The sequence below is a fragment of the Micromonospora sp. WMMA2032 genome, assembly GCF_002688545.1.
Taxonomy (GTDB): Bacteria; Actinomycetota; Actinomycetes; order Mycobacteriales; family Micromonosporaceae; genus Micromonospora; species Micromonospora sediminicola.
In genome coordinates this window covers 677301-691994 of the sequence record NZ_CP024052.1, presented here as the reverse complement: position 1 = coordinate 691994, position 14694 = coordinate 677301, and the positions used below count along the sequence as shown (strand labels likewise).

General features: G+C 72.8%; 12 protein-coding genes and 1 riboswitch. Of the genes, 8 read left to right on the top strand and 4 right to left on the bottom strand.

The window, feature by feature from the left end:
- The first annotated feature begins 13 nt into the window (after positions 1-13).
- Both CO540_RS03140 and CO540_RS03135 read left to right on the top strand, forming a co-directional pair.
- Entirely contained in the window at positions 14-2254 is a 2241-nt protein-coding gene (locus CO540_RS03140; RefSeq protein ID WP_253866400.1) for a transglycosylase domain-containing protein, read from the top strand.
- A 373-nt stretch (positions 2255-2627) separates the two neighbouring features.
- A complete protein-coding gene (locus CO540_RS03135; RefSeq protein ID WP_099160828.1) occupies positions 2628-4691 on the top strand; it encodes a M4 family metallopeptidase in 2064 nt (687 codons plus the stop codon).
- 66 nt (positions 4692-4757) lie between these two features.
- On the opposite strand, the gene CO540_RS03130 is transcribed toward CO540_RS03135, so the two are convergent.
- Together CO540_RS03130 and CO540_RS03125 are read right to left on the bottom strand one after the other, a co-directional pair.
- Positions 4758-5207 (bottom strand): YbaB/EbfC family nucleoid-associated protein, encoded by a 450-nt coding sequence (locus tag CO540_RS03130; RefSeq protein ID WP_091574263.1) that lies wholly within the window; start codon positions 5205-5207, stop codon positions 4758-4760.
- Positions 5208-5378: 171 nt separating this feature from the next.
- Entirely contained in the window at positions 5379-6002 is a 624-nt protein-coding gene (locus CO540_RS03125; RefSeq protein ID WP_099160827.1) for a transglycosylase family protein, read from the bottom strand.
- A gap of 3 nt (positions 6003-6005) precedes the next feature.
- Positions 6006-6171, bottom strand: a riboswitch (cyclic di-AMP (ydaO/yuaA leader).
- 216 nt (positions 6172-6387) lie between these two features.
- Between CO540_RS03125 and CO540_RS03120 the strand changes: the two genes are divergently transcribed.
- From CO540_RS03120 to CO540_RS03110, 3 genes are all read left to right on the top strand, one after another.
- Positions 6388-7950 (top strand): LLM class flavin-dependent oxidoreductase, encoded by a 1563-nt coding sequence (locus CO540_RS03120; RefSeq protein ID WP_099160826.1) that lies wholly within the window; start codon positions 6388-6390, stop codon positions 7948-7950.
- A 76-nt stretch (positions 7951-8026) separates the two neighbouring features.
- Positions 8027-8503, top strand: a complete 477-nt coding sequence (locus CO540_RS03115) for a helix-turn-helix domain-containing protein (protein WP_099160825.1) — start codon at positions 8027-8029, stop codon at positions 8501-8503.
- A 32-nt stretch (positions 8504-8535) separates the two neighbouring features.
- Entirely contained in the window at positions 8536-9234 is a 699-nt protein-coding gene (locus CO540_RS03110; RefSeq protein WP_099160824.1) for an SDR family oxidoreductase, read from the top strand.
- Between the two features lie 65 nt (positions 9235-9299).
- On the opposite strand, the gene htpG is transcribed toward CO540_RS03110, so the two are convergent.
- Positions 9300-11192, bottom strand: a complete 1893-nt coding sequence (htpG, locus tag CO540_RS03105; RefSeq protein ID WP_099160823.1) for a molecular chaperone HtpG — start codon at positions 11190-11192, stop codon at positions 9300-9302.
- Between the two features lie 143 nt (positions 11193-11335).
- Between htpG and CO540_RS03100 the strand changes: the two genes are divergently transcribed.
- Genes CO540_RS03100 through CO540_RS03090 form a run of 3 tightly spaced genes read left to right on the top strand, consistent with a single transcriptional unit; the run spans position 11336 to position 13526 of the window.
- Positions 11336-12064, top strand: a complete 729-nt coding sequence (locus CO540_RS03100) for a FadR/GntR family transcriptional regulator (protein ID WP_091577582.1) — start codon at positions 11336-11338, stop codon at positions 12062-12064.
- Positions 12061-12888 (top strand): sterol desaturase family protein, encoded by an 828-nt coding sequence (locus tag CO540_RS03095; protein ID WP_098744685.1) that lies wholly within the window; start codon positions 12061-12063, stop codon positions 12886-12888. Before CO540_RS03100 ends, CO540_RS03095 begins: the two co-directional genes overlap by 4 nt.
- On the top strand, positions 12885-13526 hold the full coding sequence (locus CO540_RS03090) for a lysoplasmalogenase (RefSeq protein ID WP_099160822.1): 642 nt from the start codon (positions 12885-12887) through the stop codon (positions 13524-13526). Before CO540_RS03095 ends, CO540_RS03090 begins: the two co-directional genes overlap by 4 nt.
- A gap of 49 nt (positions 13527-13575) precedes the next feature.
- Here CO540_RS03090 and CO540_RS03085 read toward each other — a convergent pair whose 3' ends face one another.
- Positions 13576-14640, bottom strand: coding sequence for a PKD domain-containing protein (locus CO540_RS03085; protein WP_099160821.1), 1065 nt, complete (start codon positions 14638-14640; stop codon positions 13576-13578).
- Positions 14641-14694: the final 54 nt, after the last annotated feature.

Genomic DNA, 14694 nt, shown 5'->3' with positions numbered 1-14694 from the left:
CCGACGACGGCGGGTGGCGGTCTTCCTGGCGATCTGCACCCTGCTGGCCGGATGCGGCCTGGTCGCAGGCGGTTACTACTTCGACAGCGTCCCCACGCCCACCGACCTGAAGCTGCCGGAGTCGACCACCGTCTTCTACGCCGACGGGCGCACGCCGATGGCGAAGCTCGGCGCGCAGAACCGCACCATCGTCCCGTACGACGAGATGAACGACTCGGCCAAGCAGGCCATCGTGGCCGCCGAGGACCGCACGTTCTGGACCAACCAGGGCATCGACGTCAAGGGCGTGCTCCGGGCGGCCTGGGCCAACGTCACCGGCGGGCAGCGGCAGGGCGCCTCCACCCTCACCCAGCAGTACGCGCGGGTCGCCGCGGACCTGCGGGGGGTGACCTACTCGCGGAAGCTGCGCGAGGCCGTGATCGCCTGGAAGCTCGACGACACGTACAGCAAGGAGGAGATCCTCGGTTTCTACCTGAACACGGTGCCGTTCGGTCGGGGCGCGTACGGGATCGAGGCGGCCGCGCAGACGTTCTTCGGCAAGACCGTGCGCCGGGACGCGCCGGCGGCGCAGCAGCTCACCCAGGCCGAGGCGATGGTGTTGTGCGCGATGGTGAAGCAGCCGGAGGCGGACCCGACCGATCCGCAGGGCACGCCGGGCTACGACCCGGCCCGCAACGCGACCGCGAAGCAGAACTCGATCGACCGGTGGAACTACATCCGGGACGGCATGGTGAAGCTCGGCTATCTCACGCCGCGGCAGGCGGCGGATCTCGCGTACCCGGACACGGTGCGCCCGGTCGACCCGGACGCCGGCCGGTCCGACCTGGACCGACCGACCGGGCTGGTGGTCAACCACGTGCTGGCCGAGCTGCGGCGGACGGAGCCGTTCCGGGGCAAGCCGGACGAGGTGATCCGTGACGGTGGCTACCGGATCGTCACCACCGTCGACAAGCGGGTGCAGGACGCGGCGGAGGCGTCGGCGGACATCCGCCGGGACAGCGCGCCGGAGGCGGTGCGGGGGCAGCCGAAGAACTGGCAGGCGGCGCTGGTGGCGGTGGAGCCGGGCACCGGACGGGTGCTCGGCTACTACGGCGGTGACCGGGGCTCCGGCGCCGACTACGCGGGCTGGTACTACGACGAGAAGGGCCAGGCGCGCGGGTTCGGGCAGCACCCGCCGGGCTCCTCGTTCAAGGTCTACGACCTGGCCGCCGCCGTGCGGGACGGCATCTCGGTGAAGCAGCGGTTCGACTCGCCGGACACCAAGGAGTTCCCCGCCTCGGGTCGCACCCGGGGCAGCGCGGCCGGGCCGATCCGCAACGCCGAGCACGCGCCCTGCCAACCGGACTGCGCGCTCTGGGAGGCCACCGTCGCCTCGCTGAACGTCACCTACTTCGAGCTGACCGAGAAGCTGGGCACCGCCCGGGTGATCGACATGGCCCGGCGGGCCGGCGTCGAGTCGATGTGGGAGACCGTGCGCGGCAACCCGCAGCCGCAGCGCGTCGACCTGCGCGGCGACCCGGCCGACCAGGTGGCGAAGCGGTTCTCCACCGAGGTCGGCATCGGCCAGTACGGCATCACGGTGCAGGACCACGCCAACGGGATGGCCACCTTCGCCGCCGGCGGCAAGCGGGCCGACGCCCACTTCGTCCGCTCGGTGACCAAGGGCGACGAGGAGGTGTGGACGGAGCAGGTGCGCCAGACCGACCTCGGCCTGGACCGGGAGGCGATCGACCAGCTCGACTGGACGTTGCGTCGGGTCCGGGCGGCCCGACTGGACAACGGGTGGGACTCCGCCGGCAAGACCGGCACCTGGCAGGCGGGGCAGAGCACCACGCAGAACGTGCACACCTGGATGGTCGGCTGGACCGGCGCGTTGGCCTCGGCCGTCTGGCTGGGCACCACCGACGGCAAGCCGTTGCGGACCCGGGGCGGCAGCTACGAGGTGTACGGCTCGACCGGGGCCGCGCCGATCTGGCGGCAGTTCATGTCCCGGGCCACCGAGGCGATGAAGCTCGACCCGGACCGGTACCGGTTCCGGGAGCCGAGCTTCCCGGGGGATGCTCCGGAGCCCTCCCCGTCGACGCCGGCCCCGACCACCTCCGCGCCGAGCCCGTCGGCGTCGGCGTCGGCGACGCCCCGCCCGACGCCGTCGAGTCCGAGCCCGCGCCCGACCGGCCGGCCGACCGCGCGTCCGACGTCGTCGCCGTCGCCGTCGCCGACCGGATCGCCGACGCGCAGCCGGGGACCGCGCTGACCCCGGGGACGATCGAACCTATGTGCGCCATCCGCACACCACGGCAAAAGACGCATGACGCCTCCGCATCCATCCACTGCGGACGATATTCGGCCTGATCAGGGGCTATTGAAGATCATGGCTTCCTGAATTCCGGCCTACCGCCGGGTGTCCGGCGGAAGTCGGTTGCCCCGGTCACCCATTGATCCCGGCTCCGGCGGCGTGTGATCGTGCACCCACGAGTCGTCGACCCCCGGCGACCCGGACGGTCGATCTGTCGACCCGGAGCCACGCCGGCAGCTCCGGTGACCGACCGTCACCCCGCCTCGCATCACCGCGCCGCCCGTCCCCACCGGGCTCCGTGCTGCGCGCCTCAGAACAGGAGCGAACCCTCGTGAAGCTCTCACCTCGCCTCGCCGCGCTCTCCGGCGCGGTCGCGGCCGGCGTGATCGCCGCCGGCACCGCCGCAGCCGTGCAGGCCGCCCCACCGGGCCCCGCCGCCCCCAACCCGGCGCAGGCCCGCGCGGCCGCCGCCGACTCGGCCCGCGCGCTGGTCGCGAACCGCCCCGCCTACCTCCAGGCCGGTTCCGACGACGCCTTCGTCCAGAAGCCGGTCATCTCCTCCGAGGGCACCCAGTACGTGCCCTACGAGCGCACCTACAAGGGCCTGCCGGTGGTCGGCGGCGACTTCGTGCTGGCCACCGACGCCGCCGGCAACCTGAAGTACGCCTCCGTCGCCCAGCAGCGGCCCATCGGCGCCCTCGCCACCACCCCCACGCTGACCCCGGCCGCGGGCGCGAAGAAGGCGCGCGCCCAGCTCCGGACCGTCAGCTCGGTCGAGGGCACCACACTCGTCGTCTACACGCTCGGCGCCAGCCCGACGCTGGCCTGGGAGACCACCGTGCGCGGCACGGACGCCGAGGGCCCGAGCCGCCTGACCGTCGACGTCGACGCCCGCACCGGGGCGGTGCTGCGCACGCAGGAGCACATCGTGCACGGCACCGGCACCGGCGCCTGGAACGGCCCGAGTCCGCTCTCGCTCAACACCACCAAGTCGGGCACCACGTACTCCATGAAGGACCCGACCGTCACGAATCTGAGCTGCCAGGACGCGGCGAACAACACCACGTTCAGCGGCTCCGACGACGCCTGGGGCAACGGCACCGCCACCAACAAGGAGACCGGCTGCGTCGACGCGCTGTTCGCCGCGCAGACCGAGCACAAGATGCTCAGCCAGTGGCTGGGCCGCAACGGCGCCGACGGCAACGGCGGCTACTGGCCGATCCGGGTGGGCCTGAACGACCAGAACGCCTACTACGACGGCACCCAGGTGCAGATCGGCAAGAACACCGCCGGGCAGTGGATCGGCTCGCTCGACGTGGTGGCGCACGAGATCGGCCACGGCATCGACGACCACACCCCGGGCGGCATCTCCGGCGGCGGCACCCAGGAGTTCGTGGCGGACACGTTCGGCGCGGCCACCGAGTGGTTCGCCAACGAGCCGTCCAGCTACGACGCGCCGGACTTCCTGGTCGGCGAGAAGATCAACCTGGTCGGCTCCGGCCCGATCCGCAACATGTACAACCCGTCCGCGCTCGGCGACCCGAACTGCTACTCCAGCAGCGTCCCGGGCGGCGAGGTGCACGCCTCCGCCGGCCCCGGCAACCACTGGTTCTACCTGCTGGCCAACGGCAGCAGCCCGACCAACGGGCAGCCGTCCAGCTCGACCTGCAACGGCAGCAGCGTGACCGGCCTGGGGATCCAGAAGGCCATCAAGATCATGTACAACGCGATGCTGCTGAAGACCTCGTCCTCGTCGTACCTGAAGTACCGCACCTGGACGCTGCAGGCCGCGAAGAACCTCTACCCGGGCAGCTGCGCCGAGTTCGACGCGGTCAAGGCGGCCTGGAACGCGGTCAGCGTGCCGGCCCAGTCCGGTGACCCGACGTGCGCCGGCGGCACCCCGACGCCGACGCCGACCACCACGACCACCCCGCCGTCGGGCGGCTGCTCCGGCAACAAGCTGGCCAACCCCGGCTTCGAGTCGGGCACCGTGAACTGGACCGCCTCGTCCGGCGTCATCACCACGGACAGCGGCCAGGCCGCGCACGGCGGCTCGTACAAGGCGTGGCTCGACGGCTACGGCTCGTCGCACACCGACACCCTGAGCCAGTCGGTGACCGTTCCGGCCGGCTGCCGCGCGACGCTGAGCTTCTGGCTGCACATCGACAGCGCGGAGTCGACCACGACCACCGCGTACGACAAGCTCACCGTCAAGGCCGGCAGCACCACGCTGGCGACCTACTCCAACCTGAACAAGGCCACCGGCTACGTGCAGCGATCCTTCGACGTCTCGTCGCTGGCCGGCACCACGGCGACCATCTCGTTCAGCGGCGTGGAGGACAGCTCCCTGCAGACGTCCTTCGTCGTCGACGACACCGCGGTCACCCTGAGCTGACCGTAGGGCGAGCGGCCGGTCGTCGTCCTCCGGGCGGCCGGCCGCTTCGTCGCGTCGGCAGGCCGGTCAGGCCGGGCGGCCGGCCCGGGACGCGGCGCCCCGGTCACGTGGGATCCGCGCGGCCACCTCGTGCATCGCGCGGCTGAACAGCTCCGCCTGGTCGGGCAGGCCGCCGAGGCGGGCCGCCAGGGCGTCGGCGTCGGCCCGGGCCGAGTCGCTGACCCGGGCGTCCAGCTCGGCCAGCGCGGCGTTGACGGCGGCGACGACGTGTCCGCAGAGGACCTCCAGCGGCTCGCCGGCCAGGTCCGGGTCGACGGCGACCGAGTCCAGTCGGCCACCCTGGACGGCGACCGCCCGGACGCGGCCGTCGGCCGCGGCGCCCTCGGCCCGGAGCAACTCGCCCGGCTCGCCGTCGGGGTGCACGCCGGCCCGGGACCGCATCGCCGCGAGCGCCTGCTGCGTCCGGCTCAGGAGCTCGTCGAGGCTCGCGGCGGCCGAGAACGGGTCGATGGTCATATCCGCGCTTTCTTCACGTCTTAGCCGAGCATCGTGACCATAGCAACCGGCACCGACGGAGCACGGTCACCGGCCGGCCCCGCCCGCAAGCGAGCAGGTCGGGCGCCGCGCGTCCGGCGTGTCGCGCGACCGCGAACGCCCGGCCGGAGCCCCGGCCGGGCGTTCGGCGGCTCAGCGCAGGCGCAGTCGCTGACCCGGGAAGATCAGGCCCGGATCGTCGCCGACGACAGCGCGGTTGCGCTCGTGCAGCGCCCGCCAACCCCCGGCGACGTGCGCCGCGACGGCGATGCCGGAGAGCGTGTCGCCGGAGCGCACCCGGTAGGTGCCGGCGCCGCCCCGCCCGGCCGGTCGGCCCACAGTGGACCTCGTCGTGGTGGGCCGGTCGGTGGCCTTCCTCGGCGCGGGACGGTCCGCCTTCCTCGGCGCGGCACGGTCGGCCGCCTTCTTCGGGGACGAGCCCGATCCGCCCTTGCGGCCACAGACCGGCCAGGCGCCGATGCCCTGCCCGTCCAGGACCCGCTCGGCGACGGCGATCTGCTCCGACCGGCTGGCCAGGTCCGCCCGGGCGGCGTACTTCTTCCCGCCGTGGCCGCTCCAGGTGCCGCGCGAGAACTGGAGCCCGCCGTAGTAGCCGTTGCCGGTGTTGATGTGCCAGTTGCCGCCGGACTCGCACCGCGCGACGGCGTCCCAGTTGACACCGGAGGCGCTCGCCGGGACGGCCGGAGCGAACAGGACCGCGGCGCCGGCCAGGACCACACCGACGGCGGTACGACGGGCTGCGTATGCAGTTGCCATGGGGATTCCTCCACGCCGACGAGGTGAGCTGTCGGGTTCGGGCCGAGGAGCCCGGCCGCCGCTGGCGGCTTCACCCCGAGGTGACGTGCACCGAGGAACGTTGGGTCCCCCGCTCCCGCCGAGGTTCGGTTACCGCCGGGCCGGCGGCGGGATTAGGCGTTACCGGCCCGTGGTGTCCACGACTGCGGACGCCACCGACGCTAAGGACGAATCCGGGCGATCGCCCACTTCTTGGGATGTTCGTCACCCAGGCGGGCGACCGGGCACGCGGCACGCGGCGACGTGGTAGCGGGACGTCCGGGCCGGATCCGGACGCCCCGCCCGGACGCCCCGGCCCCGGGCTACCGTGGGCGGGACCGGCAAGATCGCACGAGGAGCGGCACGGATGACCGAGCACGGACACGAGCTGGCCTTCGGCGGCTTCCTCACCCCCACCGCCGGACGGCCGGACCAGGTGGTGGCCCTCGCCTCGCTCTGCGAGCAGGTCGGGCTGGACCTGGTCACCTTCCAGGACCACCCCTACCAGCCGGGTTTCCTGGACACGTGGACGCTGATGTCGTACGTGGCCGCCGCCACCGACCGGATCGGACTGGCCGGCAACGTGCTCAACCTGCCGCTGCGCCAACCGGTGGTGCTCGCCCGCAGCGTGGCCAGCCTGGACCTGCTCACCGGCGGCCGGGTCGAGCTGGGGTTGGGCGCGGGCGCGTTCTGGGACGCGATCGAGGCGGCCGGCGGGCGGCGACTCTCCCCCGGCGCGGCGGTCGACGCGCTCGACGAGGCGATCCAGGTCATCCGGGAGGTCTGGGGCACCGACCGACGCGGGATGATCCGCGTCGCCGGGGAGCACTACCGGGTGGTCGGCGCGAAGCGCGGACCGGCGCCGGCCCATCCGGTGGGCATCTGGGTGGGCGCGTACAAGCCGCGCATGCTGCGCCTGGTCGGTCGCGCCGCGGACGGCTGGCTGCCGTCGCTGGCCTACCTGCCGAAGGGGCCCGACGAGCTGCCCGCGCTCAACGCGCTGGTCGACGAGGGCGCGCGGGCCGCCGGGCGGGACCCCGGCGAGATCCGCCGGATGCTCAACGTGACCGGCAGTTTCACCCGCGCGTCCACGGGGTTCCTGGCCGGGCCGCCGCGGCGGTGGGTGGAGGACCTGGCCGGGCTGACCCTGGAGCACGGCATCACCACCTTCGTCCTGGGCAGTGACGAGCCGCGCGCCATCCAGCTCTTCGCCCAGGAGGTGGCGCCGGCGGTCCGGGAGCTGGTCGCGGCCGAGCGCACCACGCCGGGCAGCGGCGCCCGCGCCGTGGCGCGGGAGCAGGCCGCCGGCGGCGTCCCGACCACCCTCGCGGTCACCCCCACGCCCGACCCGGGGGTACGCCTGAGCGCCCGCCGCCTCTGGGACGAGTCGACCCGTCCGACCGCCCCGCCGGCGCCGGCCGGGCACGTCTACCCGGCCCACGCGCAGGCCGCGGGGCAACATCTGGTGGACGTGCACGACCACCTGCGCCGGGAGCTGGCCCAGGTGCGGGACCTGCTGGAACAGGTCACCCGGGGCGCGGTCTCGCCGGGCGGGGCGCGGGCCGCGCTGAACGAGATGACCCTGCGGCAGAACAACTGGACGCTGGGCGCGTACTGCGCGGCGTACTGCACCGTGGTGACCCAGCACCACGGCCTGGAGGACGCCTCGGTCTTCCCGCACCTGCGCCGCGCCGACGCCGGGCTGGCGGCGGTGCTGGACCGGCTGGAGGAGGAGCACGTGGTGATCCACGGCGTGGTGGAGGGTGTCGACCGGGCGCTGGTGGAGCTGATCGGCCGGCCGGGTGACTTCACCGGGCTCCAGGAGGCGGTGGACCTGCTCACCGACACGCTGCTGTCCCATCTGTCGTACGAGGAGCACCAGATCGTCGAGCCGCTGGCCCGGCACGGCTTCTACCCCGGTCAGCTGTGACCGGCGGATATTCCCGGGCCGCGACGTGAGATAGCTGGCTTTTGTTTTCCTAAGTCAGCTCGGTAGCGTCGGTCCCATGACGGACTTCCTCGCGCAGCGCGACTCCTGGTCCACCGCCAACTGCTCGATCGCCCGGGCGCTCGAGGTGGTCGGCAACCGCACCACGCTGCTCCTGCTGCGCGAGGCGTCGTTCGGCACCCGACGCTTCGACGACTTCGCCCGCCGGGTCGGCGTGAGCGAGCCGGTCGCCGCCGCCCGCCTCAAGCAGCTCGTCGCCGACGGCCTGCTCGACCGGCGGCCCTACCGGGAGCCCGGGCAGCGCACCCGCGACGAGTACGTGCTCACCGCCAAGGGCCGCGACCTGCTGCCCGTGCTCGTCGCTCTCCGCCAGTGGGGCGACGCGTACGCCGCCGACGAGGTCGGCCCGTCCGTCCTGGTCACCCACCACGACTGCGGGGCGGACGTGCACGCCCGGCTGCGCTGCGACGCCGGGCACGACGTGCCGGCCGACGAGCTGGCCGTGCTGCCCGGTCCGGGCCTGCGGACCTCCTGATCCACCCACCCTGAGCATCCTCGGAGCGAGACATGAAGATCGCTGGAAGCACCGCCCTGGTCACCGGCGCGAACCGCGGCTTCGGCCGACGCCTGGCCGCGGAACTCGTGGCGCGGGGCGCCACGGTCTGGGCCGGCGCGCGCAACCCGGACGGCGTCGACCTGCCCGGCGTCACCCCGCTACGCCTGGACGTCACCGACCCCGCCTCGGTGGCCGCCGCCGCGCAGCGCGCCGGCGACGTGACGCTGCTGGTCAACAACGCCGGCGTGAGCACCGGCGCCGACCTGCTCGACGGCGACCTCGACCAGATCCGGCTGGAGCTGGAGACGCACTACCTCGGCACGCTGTCGGTGGTGCGGGCGTTCGCGCCCCGGATCGCGGCGAACGGCGGCGGGACGATCCTGAACGTCCTGTCGGCCCTGTCCTGGTTCACGTTCCCCGGCGTCGGCGCGTACGGGGCGGCGAAGGCCGCCGAATGGTCTATGACCAACGCGCTGCGCGTCGAGCTGGCCGGCCGGGGCGTCCGGGTCGCCGGCCTGCACGTCGGCTACATGGACACCGAGATGGCCGCCCGGGTCACCGGGCCCAAGGCCGACCCGGTCGAGGTCGCCCGGATGGCTGCCGACGGCATCGAGTCCGACAGCTACGAGATCCTGGCCGACGACGTCGCCCGCCGGGTCCAGGCCGGACTGTCCGGCGGCGTGGCCGCCCTCTACCCCGCCCTCCCCTGAGCGTCCGGTGTTAAGAAGGGCCCCTTCCTCTGCACGAAGCGATAAGAAGGGGCCCTTCCTTACACCTACAGGCCGCGGGCGAGGCGGTCGGCGAGGATCCGGGTGAAGCGGGCCGGGTCGACGAGGTCGCCGCCCTCGGCCAGCAGCGCCATGCCGTACAGCAGCTCGGCGGTCTCGGTCAGCGCGGCGGTGTCGCCACCCTCGCCGTGCGCCTTGCGCAGCCCGGTGACCAGCGGGTGGGTCGGGTTCAGCTCCAGGATCCGCTTGACCCGGGGCACCTCCTGACCCATCGCCCGATACATCTTCTCCAGCGTCGGCGTCATGTCGTGCGCGTCGCCCACCACGCAGGCCGGCGAGGTGGTCAGCCGGGTGGACAGCCGCACCTCCTTGACGCTGTCGGTGAGCGCGCCGCCGAGGAAGGTGAGCAGGTCGGCGTACTCCTGCCGCTCGGCCTCGGCCTTCTCCTTCTCCTCCTCGGTCTCCAGGTCGACCTGGCCCTTGGCCACCGAGCGCAGCGTCTTCCCGTCGTACGCACCGACCCGCTCGACCCACACCTCGTCCACCGGGTCGGTGAGGATCAGCACCTCGTAACCCTTGGCCCGGAACGCCTCCAGGTGCGGCGAGTTCTCGATGGTGGCCCGGTTCTCGCCGGTGGCGTAGTAGATCTCGCTCTGGCCGTCCTTCATCCGCTCGACGTACGCGCGCAGCGTGGTCGGCTCGGCCGGGTCGTGGGTGCTGGCCGCGCGGACCAGGTCCAGCAGCGCCTCGGTGTTGTCCGGGTCCTCCAGCAGACCCTCCTTGACCACCGGCCCGAACTCGGTCCAGAACGTGCGGTACGACTCGGCCGACATGTCCTTGAGCGTGCCGAGCACCTTCTTGACCAGCCGCCGGCGCACCGCGCGGATCTGCCGGTCCTGCTGCAGGATCTCCCGGGAGATGTTCAGCGACAGGTCGTGTGCGTCCACCACGCCCTTGACGAAGCGCAGGTAATTGGGGATCAGCGCCTCGCAGTCGTCCATGATGAACACGCGCTTGACGTAGAGCTGCACGCCACGACGGCCCTGCGGGGCGAACAGGTCGAGCGGGGCGTGCGAGGGCAGGAAGAGCAGCGCCTCGTACTCGAACGTGCCCTCGCCGCGCATGTGGATGGTCTCGAGGGGGTCGGCCCAGTCGTGCGCGACGTGCCGGTAGAACTCCTTGTACTCGGCCTCGTCCACCTCGTCGCGCGAGCGCGCCCAGAGCGCCTTCATCGAGTTGAGCGTCTGCTCCTCGCGGGTGGCGGCGCCGTCCTCGCCGGGGACGTCCACGCTCATCCGGATCGGCCAGGCGATGAAGTCGGAGTAGCGCTTGACGATCTCGCGGATGGTCCGCTCGGCGGTGTAGTCGTGCAGGTTGTCGTCGGCGTCGACCGGCTTCAGGTGCAGGGTGACCGAGGTGCCCTGCGGCGCCTCGTCGACCGCCTCCACCGAGTAGGTGCCCTCGCCTGTGGACTCCCAACGGGTGCCGCCGGTCTCCCCGGCCCGCCGGGTCAGCAGCGTCACCCGGTCGGCGACCATGAAGGTGGCGTAGAAGCCGACCCCGAACTGCCCGATCAGGTCCTGGTCGGCGGCGGCGTCCTTGGACTCGCGCAGCGTGCGCAGCAGCTCGGCGGTGCCGGACTTGGCGATCGTGCCGATCAGGCCGACCACCTCGTCGCGGGACATGCCGATGCCGTTGTCCCGCACGGTCAGCGTGCGGGCCTCCCGGTCCACCTCGATCTCGATGTGCAGGTCGGACGCGTCGACCGACAGGTCCTTGTCGACCAGCGACGCCAGCCGCAGCTTGTCCAGCGCGTCGGACGCGTTCGAGATCAGTTCGCGCAGGAAGACGTCCTTGTTCGAGTAGATCGAGTGCACCATCAGCTGCAGCAGCTGACGCGCCTCGGCCTGGAACTCCAGCGTCTCGACCCGGTCGCTCACACCGACTCCCTTCCCGGTTGCGGGGCTACGGCGGAAAGGATACGAGGGGTGACCGGGACGGCACCCACCGGCCGGACCGGTACCGAAACCTGACTGGTCCAACCAGTTGACGGGTTGATGTGTGCGGGGCCACACTGCTGGCCATGGCCTTCGCCCCCGCCCCCCGCGCCTCGGTCTCCGACCACGTCTTCGGCCAGCTCCGCGACGCGATCGTGTCCGGTCGCTACCGCCCGGACGAGACCCTCCCGGGCGAGCGCGAGCTGGCCGCCGCCTTCGCGGTGAACCGGCACGCGGTCCGGGAGGCGTTGCGCCGGCTGCAACAGCTCGGCCTGGTCCGGGTCAGCCAGGGCGGCGCGACCCGGGTGCTGGACTGGCGGGTGCACGCCGGGCTCGACCTGGCGCTGTCGTTGGCCCGCTCCGGTGACGTGCTTCCGGTCGCGACGCTGGTGCGCGACATGCTGGAGATGCGGGCCTGCGTCGGCATCGACGCGGCCCGGCTCTGCGCCGAGCGCGGCGACACGGCGGTCGTCGCCGCCCTGGTCCGGGCCGCCGAGGAGTACGGCTCACTCGCCCCCGACCTGGACCGGATGGCCGAGGCGAACATCGCGATCTGGCGCCTGGTCGTGCGCGGCAGCGGCAACACCGCCTACCAGCTGGCCTTCAACAGCCTGGTCGCCGGCACGTTCGCGGTCGGCGACGTCCCCCCGGACACCCGTACCGCCGAACTGCTCGACGTCGCCGGCCACCGCCGCCTCGCCGCCGCGATCGCGTCCGGTCAGGGCGCGGCGGCCGCCCGGCACGCCCGGGCGCTCCTGACCGCCCCGGTCACCACCCCCACCACCCCCACCACCGGAAGGGAAGCGCGCGCATGATCCCCGCCGTGCTGTACGCCGTACCGGCGTTCCTGCTCCTGATCATCATCGAGGCGGTCTCCTACCGCTTCCTGCCCGACGACGAGGAACGCGGCTACGAGCTGCGCGACACCACCACCAGCCTGTCGATGGGGCTGGGCAGTCAGATCATCGGCTTTCCGTGGAAGCTGCTCACGGTCGGTGTCTTCGCGGCCCTGTGGACGGTCGCGCCGGTCCACCTCTCCCCCGGCGACTGGTGGACCTGGGTGATCCTCTTCTTCGCCGACGACCTGGCCTACTACTGGTTCCACCGCTCCCACCACGAGGTGCGCGTGCTCTGGGCGAGCCACGTCGTGCACCACTCCAGCGTCTACTACAACCTCTCCACCGCGCTGCGGCAGAGCTGGACGCCGATGACCTCGCTGCCGTTCTGGCTGGCGCTGGCGCTGCTCGGCATCCCGCCGTGGATGATCTTCCTCCAGCAGTCGGTCAGCCTGCTCTACCAGTTCTTCCTGCACACCGAGCGGATCAACGTACTGCCCCGGCCGATCGAGTGGATCTTCAACACGCCGTCGCACCACCGGGTGCACCACGGCTCGAACACCGAATACCTGGACCGCAACTACGGCGGCATTCTGATCATCTGGGACCGGCTGTTCGGCACCTTCGAGCCGGAGCGGGCCACCGCGCGCTACGGGCTGACCAAGAACATCGGCACCTACAACCCGCTGCGGGTGGCCACCCACGAGTTCGCCGCGATCTGGTCCGACGTGCGCCGGGCCACGTGCTGGCGGCACCGCCTCGGTTACCTGTTCGGCCGACCCGGCTGGCAGCCGGCCCGGTGAGGCGCTGCTGGCTGACCCTGTTCGGGCTGGTGGCCGCGGTCGAGCTGGTCGGCGTCGCGCTCGACTCGACGGCGCTCCAGTGGCTGGCCAAGCCACTGCTGGCGCCGGTGCTGCTGGCATACCTGTGGCAGCGGCGACGGCGGGCGGACGCGGTGGCCCTCGGTCTGGTCGCCGCCACCGCCGGGGACGTGGCCCTGCTCGTGCCGGGCCGGGCCGCGTTCCTGCTCGGCATGGGGTTCTTCCTGGTGGCGCAGCTGGCGTTCCTCACCGGATTCCTGCGGCGCGGACGCCCGCCGGCCCTGGCGTGGGTGGGCTACCTGCTCGCCTGGGCGACCGGCAACGCCCTGCTGTGGAGCGCGTTGGGGCCGCTGCGGCTGCCGGTGCTCGGCTACAGCCTGGCGCTGTGCCTGATGGCCGCTGCCGCAACCGGGGTGTCCGCGCGGACCGGAGCCGGCGGCGCGCTCTTCCTCGCCTCCGACCTGCTGATCGGCGTCGGCGCGGCCGGCGGGGACCTGCCCGGCGCCGGCCTGCTGGTGATGGGCACCTACAGCGCCGCGCTGCTGCTGATCACCACCGGCTGGGCGGCCGACCGCGCCGCCGCCGGCCCGGCCCGCGACCCGGCGCCGGTCCCGGCCTGACCCCGACGCGGGCGGCGGCGCGAGGGCGCGCCGCCGCCCACGGGATCCGTCAGCGCACCCGGACCGGGGTCGAGATCAGCTGGTTGTCCGCCGGGAGCGCGTCGCGGTGGTCCCGCACCGCGGCCACCGCGCGGAAGGTCACCTTGCCCATCGCCGCGTCCTCCGGCGTCACCGTGTACGTGAACGAGAACGAGGTGCGTCCACCGCCGCCCGTCACCGGGACCGGCTTCGTGGCGGCGTCCACCTGCTCGAATCCCCACGGGTTGCTGCGTTCGAGGCGGACCTCCACGTGCTCGTCGTAGCGGTTGTTGCGCACCTCGACGGTGACGCCGACACGCTGTCCGGCACGGGCGGTCGAGGGGGTGTTCACCTTGACCACCGCCACGTCGTGGGTGCGGACCACGGAGGTGCGGGTGGCCGAGGCGGTGCGCCCGTCGACAGTGCGCGCGGTCAGGCGCACCCGGTGGTCGCCGTCGGACGTGAAGCGGTGCCGGGGATACTGCTCGGTCGACGTGGTGCCGTCGCCGAAGTCCCAGACGAGCGAACCCAGGTCGATGCCGAGGCCGGCCGGGTCGTACAGCCGGGGCCAGAACGCGACCTCGTCGAAGACGCTCCACTCCACGTCGGCCACGTCGAAGTCGACCTCCGGGCCGGGTGCCACGTCCAGCCGGAACGTCGTCTGCTCGGCGTGGTCCGCGCCGATCCGGAGAAGGTACGTCGTGCCGGCCCGTGCCCGGAACGTCACGGGCGTGCCGCCGTAGGTGGGGCGACAGGTGACCTCGGCGAGGGTCCCGAGGGAGTCGCCGGTGTAGACCGCGACCCCGAGGTAGTCCGGTCCGGTGCCGGCGGTGACCAGCTGATCCGCGGCGGGCGTGTACGAGTACCAGACCGTCCGGCCGGCCTCGAAGCAGGACGACGGCTCGCCCTCCTGCACGGTGGCGGCGCTGAGATCCTGGCCGTCGACGAACGGCAGCGCGCCGACCGGCAGCGCGCCGGTCAGGTTGTCGTTGGCCGGCGCGTCGGTCGCGGCGGACGCGCCCGCCGCGTTGACGGCCAGCAGGGCGACCACGCCCGGAACCGCGACGGCGATCCGGGCGAGCTGTCGGTTGACCACTTCTCCTCCTGGGGGCCCCGTATCCCTTGTGGATGCGACCGGGCCACGGTAGGA